Genomic DNA, 15292 nt, shown 5'->3' on the forward strand with positions numbered 1-15292 from the left:
ATATACAAAAACGTTTATAGTACTTGTAAGTGAAGCGTAAGGGAGTTTGATGTATGGAGATAACACAATTTTCAATAGAAGAAATTAAAGATCCAACAAACATTATCGAAGGAAAACGTTTTGAATTCCTTTTAGATATTGAAGTCGATGAAGAAGACGAGCTATATACAGAAGCTGGTATTGAAATTCGTACGCTAGTTGGTCAAAAAGCAGATAATGAAATTTTCATCCTAAATTATTTCATAATCGACAAAGCCGATAATTCCTATTTAGATTTCGAGCTTGAAGAAGATGAAGAAGCGATGATTCTAAACTTCTGCAAGGAAGAGCTAACAAAAGAAAATATCGAGTAGAATAATAAGTTAGAAAGCATCCTGATTTTATCGGGGTGCTTTTTTCCTTTATTTGGGATATGTTAGATGTACGAAAAAGGAGAGGGGAAATGGATTTTTGAAAAATAGACAAGTTGTTTTTATAAGTTCAGGCGAAGAAATAGTAATTGAAATAGAGTGGAATGATAGCATCGAAATTATTAAGTTAAAAGATTACTAATTTCCTTATTACATACAAATAGCCTAGCTACCAAAATGGGCACCAGGCTATCTCACGTATAAAGGGAGCTAATGCTATGAAGGATAGCTTCTAGCTCGATATTAATCATACTTTAATTCTGTAAAAAATAGGGTGTTTTTACAAAGTCTTAATAATAATTAATAAAATTAATAATTCCAAAAGAAAGGTTTTCAATTGAAATTAGCGTGTAATGCACTTATTGTTTAAAATGGAAAAAAATGAAACGAAAATACTAAATGAACGTATAAAAAAGGAAGGGGTAATTAGCGAAAGGGGATAAAGTTATGTACGATGGAGTTTCGTTTAGGATGGGTATTTTCATAGCGATTATAGTAATCATTTTGCTTGGTGGATTTACTATTTTTTTCAGTCCATTATTTGTACTTTCTATTTTTTATTTTGATAGTAATAATATTGTGATTTCCCCGGTAACCGAGAACTACATCTATTTAACCTTATCATTTGTCGTATTAATAATAGGTTTAGCCATTTTAGCATGGCGGCGAAAATTTGTTACCTATACTCTATTCACACTTAGCCTCCTTATGTTTGTCGCGCTGTACTACGCATCTACAATCGGTCATTTTGTCATTCATGATGAATACGTCAGGGTACAATCTGCGTTTAACAAACAACAATTTGCATGGCCAGACATTGAGAAAATTTATTATGAATATGAGGTTGGCTTCCCAGGTACCTACAGCTTCTACTCTGGAGAAAACGTAGTAACTATAATAGAAACAGGTCAATTTACATCGGGTGTTTCAAGCGAGATTACCAAACGCGCACACCTTTACGATATTCCGTTTGAAAAGCAGCAAAAGAAATGACGTGAGAAGAACGATGTAACGTAATCGTTTTTTGTATGAACATAAAACTTAACGTACATGAAATGGTCTATGCGCACGCAAAAAAGGCTGAACGCACATAAGCCAGGTCTAACAGCTCCTGTTATTCTTCAAGCGATAAATAAAAAAGCCTTAATTCCTATAGAATCAAAGATTCACATACTAATTATTTTATCTCAGCAATCAATTCTAAATTACTCATTTGGAAAAAGACATTTAGTTTCTTTAAAAATACATCCTTTATTTCTTCCTCTTGCTCAACACTAATTGCTTCTGGATAGGCAAAGGTAATCCCCAATTTTCCTTCGTCGGGTGGATTTAACATGACACCTTTTCCTACAATCAGAGCATTTGTCATTGCAGCTAAATTTTCTAGTATATTTTATTAGAAAACTCACTAAAATCCCCCTCGTACCTTGAAAAAATCCAGTTATAGTATTTTGTATTTTCCATAGGAATAGGTTCCGGATGATATAAAAATTGCTAGTCCATAGACATTATCTCAGGAAAATCACAAACAATTTCAGTAGTTGCTATTCTTTGTAACTCAATTTCATCTTCTGTAGGTTCGGTATCGTAATAAACAATCCACGTTAGTTTATCACCAACGATTGTTGAATAGATTGCTTTTACATTTTTAGTGACCCTATTAAAAAGTGCTCTTTGTGCACTTAGAATAAGTGAAAGATCTCGATTGCATATAGGCAATTTTTATCCTCCTTAAGAAAGAAAATTGTCATGTGAAGGAGCTTATTTTAATCCTTGGTTTCTTAACTTTCATTATCAACTGACTCAATTGTCTCAAAAATTCGAGAGTATACATCTAAAACGTTGGTGTCATTGACCGTATCGTTATACAGCCCGAATCCCCAATATTGCCCTTTTTCGCTTAATTGATAATATCCTAGTGCATAAGCTCCTGAATCCAAATCGTAAGCTTCCTCGTAATCTATATCTTCATGTATAAATGGATAGTACGACTTTTCCGATTCAATAAAGAAAAAAGGAATATTTGCAGTTTTATAGACTTTTGCATAAGGAGCGGTTGCGGCTTCAGATAAATGCTCCTTCATAATAAATACTGAATCATAGGCCGAAGAAAGATTTTTTAGGTTAATCTCTTCTAGATCAATCTCTTTGAATTGGATATTTTCCTCTCGAACCTCTGGCGCTTTTCCCACAACAGCAATCGTTAAGGACTTACCATCATACAGAGGACTATCCTCCACCTCATTTTTATCCTCAACACAAGCAGATAAAATAGAAACCACAAGCATTAGAAGCAGTATGATTCTAAACTTCATAATTTAAAATTCCTTTCAACTGTATGTAAAATATTAGATTATTATAAAATTTTAACATATAATTCTATCTAAATTGTAACTTTTTGGTATGGGAATCGTAAATGTAGTAGATAATATCTTATCGCCTTTTGGAGGACGGTTATTTGATGGCTTTCGATTAGAAACGAAATAAAGTGGGACTTGGCTAATGCAATTTATTAGGGTAAATTTGACCAACTAGTAATCGTATGGAGGGGATTCTATTGACTTCTACTTATGTAAATTGGGGAGAATCAATAATTAAACTAACTTGGGAAAAGAGCAATGAGCTTCCTAAAAAACAGTTAATCACAAGTGTACATGGCTTTTGTTTTCAGGATAATCAATTATTGCTAGTGGATTTAAATCATAGAGGCTGGGATTTTCCAGGTGGTCATATCGAATTTGGTGAGACACCAGAAGCGTGCTTTAAACGGGAGACTATGGAAGAAGGGTATGTGGAGGGCGATTGTGAATTGTTAGGCTACATTACCGTTGACCATAGTGAAAATCCTGCATGGACAGAAAGTAGCCCTTACCCGAAAATCGGATTCCAAGTGTTTTATAAAATGGAAATAACGAAACTGCATGCATTCGATGGCAAATACGAATCTACACAACGTATTTTTATAAATCCAAATGATGTGTCTACATACTACTCAAAATGGAATGATTTCTATCAAGAAATACTAAACTGCACCACGAAATCCATTTTGTAAAACTTAAAAAAAGGGAGTAAGTTAGAGTTTCTTGTGAAGTGGGGAATTATTTGAAAATAGTAAATGGGATATAAGGATTTATAGTAATTTTTTTGGCTTGTTATTCTTAAATATTACTTCAAGTAATCCTGATAGAACGCTATTCTATAAGAGCATAGGTTTGATGATTCTTTTATTAGGAACCTATCTCTTAAATAAAAAAATGACTAAATAAAAAAACTGACTAAAAAATTAGGTTAATGATCGCCTTTTGAATTAAATAAAATTTTTCGTGCATAATATCAAAGTTAAAGCTTAATAATATCTTTATTCCTAACTCATTGTAGTTCAAACAAAATGAGTCTATGCGAATGAATAAGTAAAAAGGATTGAACAACATGACTTACAAAAGACTTACTTCAGTATTTGTAGCTTTAGTCTCTGCATTATTTCTCAACATTTCAATGGCTGAGGGCAAAATAGCGGATGTTCCTTATTCAGATAGCCCTGAGATACAGGAAGAAAACAGAAAGATGCTAGAGGAGATGGAGGATTACCTATTCAATGATAATGGCATTATGGAGCAAGTCTCTGATGTTTTGTTGAAAAATGGGTATAAGACTCGAACAGCACTAGCCTTTTATTCGAAAGAGAATATTCAGCTTAAATTCATCTTAGTCGATAAAGAAGCAACAGAGGCCGAGCAAGAGAAGGTGAAGTCCATCTTCTTTGAATTAGTTGATAAAAATAATTTAGATCCGAATGCCTTCACTATTAAAGTGGGCGATGAAAATGATGGACCAGATTGGTAAGCTTAAAAAACAATTGTAAGAACCTCATCCAATAAAGGGTGGGGTTCTTTTTATTTACTAGTTTTGTTGGATGCCTCTTTTCTTTAATCGGTGTTATTATGTAAAAAAATGTTAATAGGAAATTTAAAATTTTCATTCTTAAAGTATAATTATAATGAAAATGTACGTTCTACCGTAAACTTGTACATATTTATCCCTTTTACCCCATATAATTTTCAGATAATTTACACTATAATGTTTTTATGATATACAAATTAATGGAAATACCTGTTATAATACTGTTATGTTTATTTTAATCTGTATTATAACAAAATGGATAAGGTAAATAGATGTGTACATTGTACAATTCATTTTGTACTTAGGGGGATGGGAAATGACAATTTTAAAGGGGTTAAAAATTCTCGATTTTTCTTCATTATTGCCTGGTGCATTTACGACGATGATGTTTGCGGACTATGGAGCAGATGTTATCCATGTGGAATCTTCACGAAGGGTTGATATGATGCGGATTATGCCTCCATATAATGAGGAGAAGGAGTCCTATATTCATCAGCATTTAAACCGTTCTAAGAAATCACTTACACTCAATTTAAAAACACCTGAAGCAATTGAAATCGTAAAGTCATTGATACAGGAATACGACATTGTCATTGAAGGGTTTCGACCAGGGGTGATGGAGCGTTTAGGTATCGATTATGAGTCTCTAAAAGCAGTAAATCCAAAGCTTATCTATTGTTCGATCACAGGATATGGACAAACTGGTCCTTATCAGCATCGGCCAGGCCATGATAATAACTACCTTTCCATTGCAGGGGTTCTCGATCATTCTCGCTTTAAGGGTAAAAAGCCGGTTGCAATGGGCATTCAAATTGCCGATATTGCAGGTGGGACATTGCATGCAGCAGTAGGGGTGCTTGCTGCAGCTTTACATCGTGAACAAACGGGTGAAGGCAAGTATATTGATGTCTCTATGACAGATGCTGCTTTTACTTTAAATGCTTTATATGGAACTTCATTTTTAGCAAGTGGACAATTAGCAAAGCCAGAAGAGGAGATTTTGAATGGTGGGACTTTTTATGATTACTATCAAACAAAGGACGGTCGCTATTTCTCTGTTGGCAGTCTAGAGCCGCAATTTAGAAAGCTACTATGTGAGGCACTTGATATACCAGAGCTCATTCAAAGTACTTTTAATGATTCTTCTTACACACAAAAGCGTTTCAAAGAAGCCATTAAGGATGCCTTCCTAACTAAAAATTTTGACGAGTGGCTTGAAACTATTCAAGATTTCGATGGCTGTGTTGAGCCGGTCTTAACCTTTGAAGAAGCCTCTAATCATCCACAGCTTCGAGCTAGACAGATGGTAGTTGAAGTACCTGATGCTGAAGGGAAAATGCAAAAACAAATTGGTACAGCTATTAAGTTTGACCAAATCGAGCCGACATATAACTTTGTTGGGGCGAAGTTAGGTCAGCATACAAAAGAAATCTTAACAAAAATGGGTTATTCAGAGGAACAAATTATTCACTTCAATGAAAGTGGCGTTTTAGAATAATTCACTTATGTACAACGATGAAGGGTTTCAGAAGTATTAATATCTGGACACCCTTCTTTAAGTGGATGTAAAATTGGTAGCTGTGGATTTCATAAAACGCCTATAATTGTCAAAGAATAATTAGAATTACGTGTACGTTTTACTATTTTTGAAACTTTTTCCACTAATAAACGTATATTTTCATAGAGAAGAACCAAAATTAAGGAAATCTTCATATATTTAATAATTTAATCTTCACGATTTCTTGTTATTATAGAGAGAGAAATTTAGTTTGCGAGGTGATGAGATGAGCAAGATGATTTATATTGTGCTGACAAAAACAAAAACTGTATTATCAAAGGCAATCCAAATCTATACACAGCATGATTTTAATCATGTCTCGATCTCCTTTGATCCTAAATTAAAAGAGATGTATAGCTTTGGGAGAAAAAATATCAATAACCCTTGGATTGGTGGTTTTGTGCATGAAAATCCATCCTCCACCTTGCTAAGAGAATCTAACTGTGTAATTCTTGCTTGTCCAGTTACCAATCAGCAGTATACGCTACTGAAAAATAGAATTACTTATTATAAGAAAAATGAAAATGAGTACAAGTATAATTTCATAGGCTTGTTTGGTGTTGCATGTCGTGTGAAAATAAAAAGAGAGAGAGCCTTTTTCTGCTCTCAATTCATTTCTACTCTATTTGAAGAGGCCGGCTTGCCCCTGTATGGAAAAAGTCCGTATTTTATGCAGCCGAATGATTTCGTCCATCTACCTTACTTATCTTTTATTTATAAGGGAACGATAGAGGATTATATCGGTGAAGCACGAGAAATACAGAAGAAAAGAAGATCTCTTTCCACAATACACGCTTTTGCAATTTCAGCTCTTTACATGGGCAGAAACAAAGTCTCTTAAATCAGCAAAATGAGTATCTATTTTTAAATACTTCTTATAGACTTCCATGAGTTTCTCGAAAAGTTCATAGTGTTCTGTTACAAAAAGCGCTTTTAGAACGTTGCATATATGCTTTGATGTCATATAGGCTATTTCGAAAAAAGGGCTTTTTTCTTCTGGGTAATTTTGCAACCAAATTTCAATCGACTGTACAACATGCTGAGGCGAGTCATGGACAATATAAGCAATATCTCGTTGTACAGTTGCCTCTATTTTAAAAATGGCATCCTCGTCAAATTGCTCACGATTAAAGTATTCATATAAACTAATGCATGAGGCGATTTCATGCTGTTTAAGAAGCTCCACAACCTCATAGTATTTGTGGTTTTGCACCAATGCATCGATAAGAATATAAAAGATTTGCTCTAGATAGTTATTGTCATAGCGTTTTACAAGAGTATTCGGCTCTGGCTTAAAATTCGGCAAAACATCACTATACTCTAAAAATAACTCAATGGCATGATTGACTAAACGATCATTTTCAATAAGGTATTTTCCAAACTCAATTACTCTTGCAGTATCATTATGCTCAGCAGCAGTAATCGCTTGAATATATGATAATAGCGTATACTCCTTCTCAGACAAAGCCCATTTTCCATTTCCCCATGAAGAAATAATTTCTTCTATAAGGGAATCGACCTTTCTAAAATGCCGTTTTCCACCATTAAAATGAGAGATTAAATTATAAAGGTGAAGCTCCTTCAAATGATAGGAACGAATATTTTCTTGATCTAGAAACGAAATCAGATGATTGGTAATAATAACGGATTGATTTAAGGTGAAATGGCTTTCTAATAATGATTTGAAATGCTTAATTAATTCATTGGCATTATGAATTGTAGCTAAGGACGTTTGCATAAAAAGAGAGTAAATTTTTTTGATAAATAAAACATCCCAAAATTCATGATTATCATTAAGAATAGTATGTACAAAGTATTTATTGCCTACCTGGTAGACGTAAATTTGTCTTAAGCCACCAACTGATTTTGATTTCGCGATCTTAACCTCTTTCCCAAAAACAAGCCCAATCAAGCTTTCGAATTCTAATCGATTATGTATAGTGATATAGTCATGAATAGCTTTTTTTCCTGAATTTGATGAAAAATATGCTTCTAAGCGATCATTTGCATTTTCAAGATCAATCTTTGTTTCCTGTAGAGTTGCATGTAGAAATAAATCCACATTTCCCCAGTATTTTTGAGCTAATGTAATAATGAGATTTTGGGCTCTAGTTTTTGTAACTAATATTGAATCAAGTGGAAGTAATGCGCCAAAAATCTCATGATGAAATGCCTCACTGTGAGTAAGATTCAAAATAGCATCTTCAAGGGGCTCTCCAATTATTCCTTTAGTGGCATTCAGTAGTTGTTCATCAACTTTTAGCATAGCAATCTTCCTTCCAAAGAAAAATCATACTCAAAATATATCAGATAATTTTGCTTTATTGTACGAAAAAATCCGATTTACCTAATTTTGTTAATTTTAAAATGCTCATTTTAAAGAAAAAAACGTCTAGATAAGGAGGGATAGGGGACTCCTTTTTAGACGTTTTATTATTTCTTTTTCGGCTTCTCTTTTAAAGTGAAGGCCGATAAAATCGTTGCGATATAAACAGCGGCTGTAAATATGATGCTTCCAATCGGTAATTCGCCAGTATTTGAATAGGTTCTTATTAAACTAATCGTAAATAGGACAGAGATGAATAGGCATATAAAGAAATGTCGTTTATTGCGTGATTTCATAGATAACCTCGTTTAAATGTATTTACCTTGATGGTAACAGAGCAAAAGAAGTGCTGGCAATTGTTTCGTCCATTGTTCGCTGAATTGTCACGCTTATAATAAATTCAGCTTGGATATTTTCAAACATTTCATATTAAACCGTAAAGAGGTAAAATAAGGATATTAGATCGTATGTACAGAAAGGATTTAGTGAACGATGACCTATCTAGCGATGATATTCTACCAAATCGTTGCACCAATTTTAGTATTACTGGCAATTGGTGCAGGATTACAGAAGAAATTTCAATTTAATTTAAAAGCGATGTCACAGTTGATTGCGTACTGCTTCATGCCGGTAGCTGTATTTCTTAATATCTATGAAACTTCTATCGAAATGACAGTTCTTGGACAGGTAGCATTATTTATAACAATATTTATAGGGAGCCAGATGATTTTAAGTCACTATATTGCCAAGCTACTAGGACTCGAGACAAGTGAGTCAGCTGTTTTCAAAAATAGTGTTGTCCTTATAAACTCAGGAAACTATGGGATTCCTGTTGCCCAAATGGTATTTGCAACTCAGCCAATAGGTGTAGCCATTCAAGTGATACTTGTAATATTTCAAAATGTAACGACTTATACATATGGCTTGTATAATTTAATTTCAGCTACCAAATCCGGTGCAGAGATTGTCAAAGACTTTTTGAAAATGCCAATTGTCCATGCACTGATTTTAGGTGTTCTACTGAATGTTTTCGATATTCAAATCCCACAAACCTTTAGAATCCCTCTTGACCATATAGCGGGTGGATTTGTGGCAGTCGCTTTAATAACACTAGGTGCACAGCTTTCTCAAATCGAATTAAAGACCATGATGAATAGAACCGTTTTTATAAGCTGTTTTACAAGATTAATAGTAGGTCCGCTTGCTGCCTTGCTTTTTATTTATCTGCTAAAAATCGATGGGGTAGTTGCACAGTCCCTTTTAATAGCAAGTGCTTTCCCAACTTCTCGAAATAGTTCAAGCTTGGCTCTTGAATATGATGTAGAGTCAAATACTGCTGCACAAACAGTATTATTTTCTACCATTGTCAGCTGCTTAACAGTAACCTTTGTAATTTATCTTTCAGACGTGCTATTTGGTTAAATAAAAAAGCTTCGTAATTCATTGAAATTACGAAGCTTTTATTATTGGATTGGATATCAATGATAAGTAGACAAGCAAGCAAATAGGCTTATCTAATTTACAATTATTGACCTACTGTAGCTAAGTAAGGGTTTGAAAGGTCCATACCATCTAAAGTTAAGCCAAGAGCTTTTGCAACACCTTCACCGTAAGCTGGGTCAGCTAGGTAGCAGTGTAAGATGTGACGGCGTTGAATGAATTCTTCTACACCTTGTAAGTTTTCTGCAGTGTTTTGGAATAAAACTTCTTTTTGCTCTGCAGACATTAAGTTGAATAATTTACCTGGTTGCTCGAAGTAGTTGTTGTCATCTTCGCGGAAGTCGTAGATGTCAGCACCACCGTCTAATGCTAAAGCAGGCTCTTTATATTGTGGTTGAGCTTGTAATGCATTATAGCTATTTGGATAGTAAGTTAAAGCACTACCGTTGTTTCCGTCAACACGGCCTTGACCATCGCGGTGGTAAACCATGAATGGGCAACGTGGTTGGTTAACTGGAATTTGGTAATGGTTCACACCTAAACGGTAACGAGTTGCATCTTGGTAAGCAAATAGACGCGCTTGTAACATACGGTCAGGAGAGAAACCAATACCAGGTACTACGTTAGATGGAGCGAATGCTGCTTGCTCTACATCAGCGAAGTAGTTTTCTGCATTTTTGTTTAACTCGAATTCACCAACTGGAATTAATGGGTATTCAGATTTGTACCAAACTTTAGTTAAGTCGAATGGGTTATCTTTAGAATTGCGAGCTTGTTCCTCAGTCATCACTTGGATGTACATTTTCCATTTAGGGAAATCGCCTTTTTCGATTGAATCGAATAGGTCACGTTGAGAAGATTCACGGTCTTGACCGATTACTTGTGCAGCTTCTTCACCAGATAAGTTTTTGATACCTTGTTCAGAACGGAAAGTGAACTTCACGTATACACGCTCATTTTCAGCGTTGATCATTGAGTATGTGTGAGAACCAAATCCGTGCATATGACGGTAGCCGTCTGGAATACCACGGTCAGACATTACGATTGTTACTTGGTGTAATGCTTCAGGTAGGCTAGTCCAGAAATCCCAGTTACTATTAGCGTTGTGCATGTTAGTTTTTGGGTCACGTTTAACAACGTGGTTTAAATCTGGGAAGTGTAATGGGTCACGGAAGAAGAATACAGGTGTGTTGTTACCAACTAAATCCCAGTTACCTTCTTCAGTGTAAAATTTAAGTGCAAATCCGCGGATATCGCGCTCTGCGTCAGCTGCACCACGTTCTCCAGCTACTGTAGAGAAACGAGCGAACATTTCTGTTTTCTTACCAACTTCAGAGAAGATTTTTGCTTTTGTATATTTAGTAATGTCATGAGTTACTGTGAAAGTACCAAATGCACCTGAACCTTTAGCGTGCATACGACGTTCCGGGATAACTTCACGGTTAAAGTTTGCTAATTTCTCAATTAAGAAAACGTCTTGTAATAAAATTGGGCCACGACGACCAGCTGTTAATGCATCGTCATTGCTTACAACTGGAGTACCAGTAGTAGTAGTCAAACGTTGATTATTGTTTGTCATGTTTGTACCTCCTAAAATAAATTAAACTCTTCAAAAATGAGTATATCAAAACCACATCATAATTTCTACTAAATTATAATTATTCTTTTTAAGAAATCTTTATATTTAATGAACAATTTGTAATATTTAAATTTTGCAGAATTGAGAGTGCTAGGTGGTAACTATGGAGTATGAAAAGCGAGCGGACGCAACACTGTGAATGATTATGGTGATTTGGACTGTACGTATTTACAAGTGTTATTTGTAATCATTTTAATACAATAGTAGCTAATTGTGATGTGATAAAAATCACTCTTATTGAAAATAGGATGTTCTAATTGAAAATAGCGGGGAATTATTTTTCTCGGGCATTCTTTCTATCTATTATTATATAAGATAAACATAAAATTTGGAAAGAAATTAGATTGTTTGAAAATAGGGTGGAAGTTTTGTGGAATTGAAGAAGCGTTCCGACGTATCCTATTGCAGGATTTCTAGCTGGGGAAGTGCTTGGATGGGGTGAGATGAAATGTGTAAGGGAGTGGGAATCGTAGTGGGATGCGTTTCATAGATGGGATGAAACGCGTAAGGGATGGGAAATTGGATCGGGATGCGTTTCATAGGTGGAATGAAACGCATAAGGGATGGAAAATTGTATCGGAATGAGTTTCATAAGCGAAATGAAACTCATTAAAGGAGTAAAATTGAAGTGAGTCGCGTTTCAGTAGTGAGATGAAACGCATCAAAAAGAACAAAGCTAATCAAAACGCATTCCACAATCAAGCATTAATACAATTTTAAAATAAAACCATATTAGTAATAATTTTAGTTAAACCAGGCAAATCAAACCTCCACCATACTCTGAGTATTCCAAAATCAATCCCAATTGAGCTCAACCACCTCACACTAATCCCTCAATTTTGTCCATTCTTAGTCATATATATAAAGTACATCTTTTATCCCACAGCGAATTCGTTGAGTTCCCGAATTTCATTCCTATAGAATAGAGGTATGGAGGAACTAACCATGACATTATTACACGAGCAAAATGATAAACAACAAAAAGAAACGATTGAGTTTTTAACTTTATATAAGAATGAAAACGCTTTACCTGATCAATGGCTGAGCGATCGATTAGATGAAGTCGCAAAAACGGGAGAGTACACTCCAACGACTGAGGAATTAACCTTTGGAGCTTGGGTTGCTTGGCGAAATAGTAACCGATGTATCGGGCGGCTTTTTTGGAATTCGCTAAAGGTATTTGATGAGCGTCATTTAGAAACTGCCGATGAAATATATGAAGCACTTTTACGACATATTGCTTTCGCAACAAATGGCGGTAAGATTCGCCCAACCATCACAGTTTTTAAGCCGAACTCAGTTAGAATCTGGAATTATCAATTGATTCGCTATGCGGGCTATGAAACTGAGAAAGGGATTATTGGTGACCCTGATTCTATAGAACTTACACGAATATGTGAGGAACTTGGTTGGAAAGGGGAGCGAACACCCTTTGATGTATTGCCGTTAGTAATTCAAATGGGACAGAACGAGCCAACACTATTTGAAATACCGAAAGAACATATACTAGAAGTGGCAATCCGCCATCCACACTATGAGGAACTGTCACAGTTGAATCTAAAATGGTATGGAGTGCCAATGGTTTCGAATATGAAGCTGAGCGTCGGCGGGATAGAGTATAATGCGGCACCATTTAATGGCTGGTATATGGGAACTGAAATTGGAGCGCGGAATTTAGCGGACACAAATCGTTATAATTTATTGCCAGCGGTGGCGCAAATTATAGGGCTTGATACAAAATCGAATATTACACTTTGGAAGGACCGAGCTCTTGTTGAGTTAAATCTGGCTGTCCTTCATTCCTTTAAAGAGGATGGGGTTAGTATTGTCGATCATCACACGGCAGCACAGCAGTTCAAGCTATTTGAACAACAAGAGGTAGATGCAGAGCGTCAGGTAACAGGAAATTGGACGTGGTTAATTCCACCGGTTTCCCCGGCGACTACACATATTTTCCACAAACCGATTGAGAACCTTATAAAAAAACCGAACTACTTTTATCAAAAAAGTCCTTTTAAATAAACAAAAGGAGCTCCTCCAAACCGAGAAGCTCCTTTTTGCATACCGCATTCACATGATTTGAACTAGCGTTTTTTCAAAATCATATCAATTAATTCATCGCGGTCGATTAAATAGACATCGTTTGACTCGGCCAGTTTTTCGGCCTGTCTAGTGAAATAGCTGTTTGTCACAACCCAGCCCTGAGTTGCCTCGTACATCTTGAGGGCACCGATGATTTCCTGAACGGCTTTTACCCCAACATTTCCAGAATAGCGTTTTGCCTGAACTGCGATAATATCGTCACGGTCTTCTAAAATCAAATCAGCTCCATAATCTCCAGAAGCCTTCGTATAGGAAACGTCATAGCCGCGTTTATCAAAAAGGTGACCTAAGAATTCTTCAAACTCTTCACCTGTCATTTCATCAATTTCTCTTATACCCGCTCTTCTTAAACGGGCAGAGCCTCTTGTGCTTAGCCAAATTTTAAAAATGAGCAGCAGGAAAAGGAAAACAACCATTGCAACAATGGCACCATTCATGTTCCCTGTATAATGCCAGCCAAAATAACCAACAGAAAGCAGTCCGAGTATAGGAATTAATCGAATTCGTGATTTTTTTTCTTCTTTGTTCTTTCCCAACAAGGTAAACCCCTTTTGCGTACAATTTATAATATTATAGCACAAAAAGGGTACATATGTTTGCTTTTAAACCTTCAATAATTATAAATACCGATCTTTAGCACTTACGAAGGCAGTAAAGAATAAAATTATCGCGGATATGATAAACAAAATATTCGGTGTGTTCCAGCTTCCTGTCGTGTCATGTAAGAGTCCGAACAATACAGGACCAGCTGCAGCAAGCAAATAACCGATTGATTGAGCAAATCCAGAAATTTGAGCTGCTTCGTATGCAGTCTTTGTACGAAGTGTAAAGAGCATCATAATTATCCCGAATGAGGCTCCCGCCGCTAAGCCAATGCAAATCATCCAAACTGCAGTAAAATCCGTAAGTCCTAACAGTAATCCACTAAAACCAATGATATAGAGTGCTGTAAACATATACACGATTGGGCGTTGAGAACGTAGCTTTTCGGCAATAATCGGAATAAGAAACGTCATTGGGATTTGAGCCATTTGCATCATGGAGGTCAACCAACCAGCCTTGTCTGCACTATAGCCTTGTGAAACCAAAATTTCTGGCACCCATGAGATGGAACAATAAAATAATAGAGACTGGAATCCCATTGAAATTGCGATAGCCCATGCTAAAGGCTTTTTCCAAATTTTTATCTCTGGTACATCAGTTGTACTGTTTGAAAGTGTAGCTAAATTCACCTTCTCACCACGTAGAAGTGGCGTCCAAACGACTAATGTGATGAGGGTTAAGATAACCGATACACAAAGAGCACCCTGCCAGCCCCAAGCAGTATTTGTGGCAATTGGATTACTAATTCCAACGGCTATTGCTGCCGAGATATTCATTGATACTGTGTAAATACCGGTTAATAATCCAATTTGTAATGGATACTTTAGTTTAAAAAAGCTTGGGACTAAGACATTGCCGAAAGAAATAGCAACGCCAATTAAAGCCGTTCCGAAAATTAACAATGATGTTGTTCCAAGTGAACGTAAAATAATTCCTATCGTCAGTAAAATAACCGAATAAAATAAAGTCTTTTCTATGCCAATTCTTCGAGAAATGCGCGGTGCAAATGGTGATACGACCGCAAATGCAAGTAAAGGTATGGTAGTCAAAAATCCTGCAAGGACATTAGAAATTCCAAGTCCATCGCGAATAGAAGAAATAACAGCTCCTACTCCTGTTAACGGTGTTCTAAGTGTGCTAGCTAAGAAAATAATCGCAATAACGAAAAGTAATGTAGAGGATGTAATGGGCAGCCTCTTACTTTTATGAGTGGCATTTGTAGTAGTCATTTTTCTCCTCCATCTAATGTATGTGAAAATTCTACAAATTAAAAAATAGAATTTTTCGTGTTAAACTATTATTTAAACCAACTT

General features: G+C 35.7%; 16 protein-coding genes. 8 read left to right on the top strand and 8 right to left on the bottom strand.

The features are described 5' to 3' along the window. Positions 1–53: 53 nt before the first annotated feature. Together LG296_RS00780 and LG296_RS00785 are read left to right on the top strand one after the other, a co-directional pair. On the top strand, positions 54–353 hold the full coding sequence (locus tag LG296_RS00780) for a DUF6509 family protein (protein WP_107935179.1): 300 nt from the start codon (positions 54–56) through the stop codon (positions 351–353). Between the two features lie 504 nt (positions 354–857). Continuing rightward, positions 858–1403 (top strand): hypothetical protein, encoded by a 546-nt coding sequence (locus LG296_RS00785; RefSeq protein ID WP_107935178.1) that lies wholly within the window; start codon positions 858–860, stop codon positions 1401–1403. A 184-nt stretch (positions 1404–1587) separates the two neighbouring features. On the opposite strand, the gene LG296_RS00790 is transcribed toward LG296_RS00785, so the two are convergent. From LG296_RS00790 to LG296_RS00800, 3 genes are all read right to left on the bottom strand, one after another. After that, positions 1588–1779 (bottom strand): hypothetical protein, encoded by a 192-nt coding sequence (locus tag LG296_RS00790; protein WP_110561294.1) that lies wholly within the window; start codon positions 1777–1779, stop codon positions 1588–1590. Positions 1780–1904: 125 nt separating this feature from the next. Next, the gene (locus LG296_RS00795; RefSeq protein ID WP_107935177.1) at positions 1905–2129 is read right to left on the bottom strand and encodes a hypothetical protein; all 225 of its coding nucleotides are present in this window, start codon (positions 2127–2129) and stop codon (positions 1905–1907) included. 62 nt (positions 2130–2191) lie between these two features. Continuing rightward, the gene (locus LG296_RS00800) at positions 2192–2725 is read right to left on the bottom strand and encodes a hypothetical protein (protein ID WP_107935176.1); all 534 of its coding nucleotides are present in this window, start codon (positions 2723–2725) and stop codon (positions 2192–2194) included. 242 nt (positions 2726–2967) lie between these two features. Here LG296_RS00800 and LG296_RS00805 point away from each other — a divergent pair, with 242 nt between their 5' ends. The 4 genes from LG296_RS00805 (at position 2968) to LG296_RS00820 (ending at position 6709) form a co-directional block, all read left to right on the top strand. Further along, positions 2968–3462: an NUDIX hydrolase gene (locus LG296_RS00805; RefSeq protein WP_107935175.1), complete on the top strand. Its 495-nt coding sequence runs from the start codon at positions 2968–2970 to the stop codon at positions 3460–3462. Positions 3463–3839: 377 nt separating this feature from the next. Continuing rightward, positions 3840–4253 (top strand): hypothetical protein, encoded by a 414-nt coding sequence (locus LG296_RS00810; RefSeq protein WP_107935174.1) that lies wholly within the window; start codon positions 3840–3842, stop codon positions 4251–4253. Between the two features lie 373 nt (positions 4254–4626). Next, positions 4627–5808, top strand: coding sequence for a CaiB/BaiF CoA-transferase family protein (locus tag LG296_RS00815; protein WP_107935173.1), 1182 nt, complete (start codon positions 4627–4629; stop codon positions 5806–5808). 286 nt (positions 5809–6094) lie between these two features. Then, positions 6095–6709, top strand: a complete 615-nt coding sequence (locus LG296_RS00820) for a hypothetical protein (protein ID WP_146223208.1) — start codon at positions 6095–6097, stop codon at positions 6707–6709. Here the strand turns inward: LG296_RS00820 and LG296_RS00825 are convergent. Both LG296_RS00825 and LG296_RS00830 read right to left on the bottom strand, forming a co-directional pair. Continuing rightward, positions 6674–8134 (bottom strand): hypothetical protein, encoded by a 1461-nt coding sequence (locus LG296_RS00825; protein ID WP_107935171.1) that lies wholly within the window; start codon positions 8132–8134, stop codon positions 6674–6676. The two genes, LG296_RS00820 and LG296_RS00825, sit on opposite strands and share 36 nt — an antisense overlap. Before the next feature lie 167 nt (positions 8135–8301). Continuing rightward, positions 8302–8490: a hypothetical protein gene (locus LG296_RS00830; RefSeq protein WP_146223209.1), complete on the bottom strand. Its 189-nt coding sequence runs from the start codon at positions 8488–8490 to the stop codon at positions 8302–8304. Positions 8491–8686: 196 nt separating this feature from the next. Between LG296_RS00830 and LG296_RS00835 the strand changes: the two genes are divergently transcribed. Then, on the top strand, positions 8687–9616 hold the full coding sequence (locus LG296_RS00835; RefSeq protein ID WP_107935170.1) for an AEC family transporter: 930 nt from the start codon (positions 8687–8689) through the stop codon (positions 9614–9616). 103 nt (positions 9617–9719) lie between these two features. On the opposite strand, the gene LG296_RS00840 is transcribed toward LG296_RS00835, so the two are convergent. After that, positions 9720–11213, bottom strand: a complete 1494-nt coding sequence (locus tag LG296_RS00840) for a catalase (protein WP_107935169.1) — start codon at positions 11211–11213, stop codon at positions 9720–9722. A gap of 1005 nt (positions 11214–12218) precedes the next feature. Between LG296_RS00840 and LG296_RS00845 the strand changes: the two genes are divergently transcribed. Continuing rightward, the gene (locus LG296_RS00845; RefSeq protein ID WP_107935168.1) at positions 12219–13295 is read left to right on the top strand and encodes a nitric oxide synthase oxygenase; all 1077 of its coding nucleotides are present in this window, start codon (positions 12219–12221) and stop codon (positions 13293–13295) included. Between the two features lie 62 nt (positions 13296–13357). On the opposite strand, the gene LG296_RS00850 is transcribed toward LG296_RS00845, so the two are convergent. Then, positions 13358–13912, bottom strand: a complete 555-nt coding sequence (locus tag LG296_RS00850) for a restriction endonuclease (RefSeq protein ID WP_235867623.1) — start codon at positions 13910–13912, stop codon at positions 13358–13360. 81 nt (positions 13913–13993) lie between these two features. Then, the gene (locus LG296_RS00855; protein WP_107935167.1) at positions 13994–15208 is read right to left on the bottom strand and encodes an MFS transporter; all 1215 of its coding nucleotides are present in this window, start codon (positions 15206–15208) and stop codon (positions 13994–13996) included. Positions 15209–15292: the final 84 nt, after the last annotated feature.

Origin of the sequence: Ureibacillus chungkukjangi (assembly GCF_044795995.1) — a bacterium.
GTDB classification, from domain to species: Bacteria; Bacillota; Bacilli; order Bacillales_A; family Planococcaceae; genus Ureibacillus; species Ureibacillus chungkukjangi.

Bases quoted from the DNA above. Each gene is read 5' to 3' on its own strand.
- LG296_RS00855 (WP_107935167.1), bottom strand. From the start codon at position 15,208: ATGACTACTACAAATGCCACTCATAAAAGTAAGAGGCTGCCCATTACA.
- LG296_RS00825 (WP_107935171.1), bottom strand. From the start codon at position 8,134: ATGCTAAAAGTTGATGAACAACTACTGAATGCCACTAAAGGAATAATT.
- LG296_RS00810 (WP_107935174.1), top strand. From the start codon at position 3,840: ATGACTTACAAAAGACTTACTTCAGTATTTGTAGCTTTAGTCTCTGCA.
- LG296_RS00835 (WP_107935170.1), top strand. From the start codon at position 8,687: ATGACCTATCTAGCGATGATATTCTACCAAATCGTTGCACCAATTTTA.
- LG296_RS00830 (WP_146223209.1), bottom strand. From the start codon at position 8,490: ATGAAATCACGCAATAAACGACATTTCTTTATATGCCTATTCATCTCT.
- LG296_RS00815 (WP_107935173.1), top strand. From the start codon at position 4,627: ATGACAATTTTAAAGGGGTTAAAAATTCTCGATTTTTCTTCATTATTG.
- LG296_RS00845 (WP_107935168.1), top strand. From the start codon at position 12,219: ATGACATTATTACACGAGCAAAATGATAAACAACAAAAAGAAACGATT.
- LG296_RS00800 (WP_107935176.1), bottom strand. From the start codon at position 2,725: ATGAAGTTTAGAATCATACTGCTTCTAATGCTTGTGGTTTCTATTTTA.
- LG296_RS00840 (WP_107935169.1), bottom strand. From the start codon at position 11,213: ATGACAAACAATAATCAACGTTTGACTACTACTACTGGTACTCCAGTT.
- LG296_RS00785 (WP_107935178.1), top strand. From the start codon at position 858: ATGTACGATGGAGTTTCGTTTAGGATGGGTATTTTCATAGCGATTATA.
- LG296_RS00790 (WP_110561294.1), bottom strand. From the start codon at position 1,779: ATGACAAATGCTCTGATTGTAGGAAAAGGTGTCATGTTAAATCCACCC.
- LG296_RS00780 (WP_107935179.1), top strand. From the start codon at position 54: ATGGAGATAACACAATTTTCAATAGAAGAAATTAAAGATCCAACAAAC.
- LG296_RS00820 (WP_146223208.1), top strand. From the start codon at position 6,095: ATGAGCAAGATGATTTATATTGTGCTGACAAAAACAAAAACTGTATTA.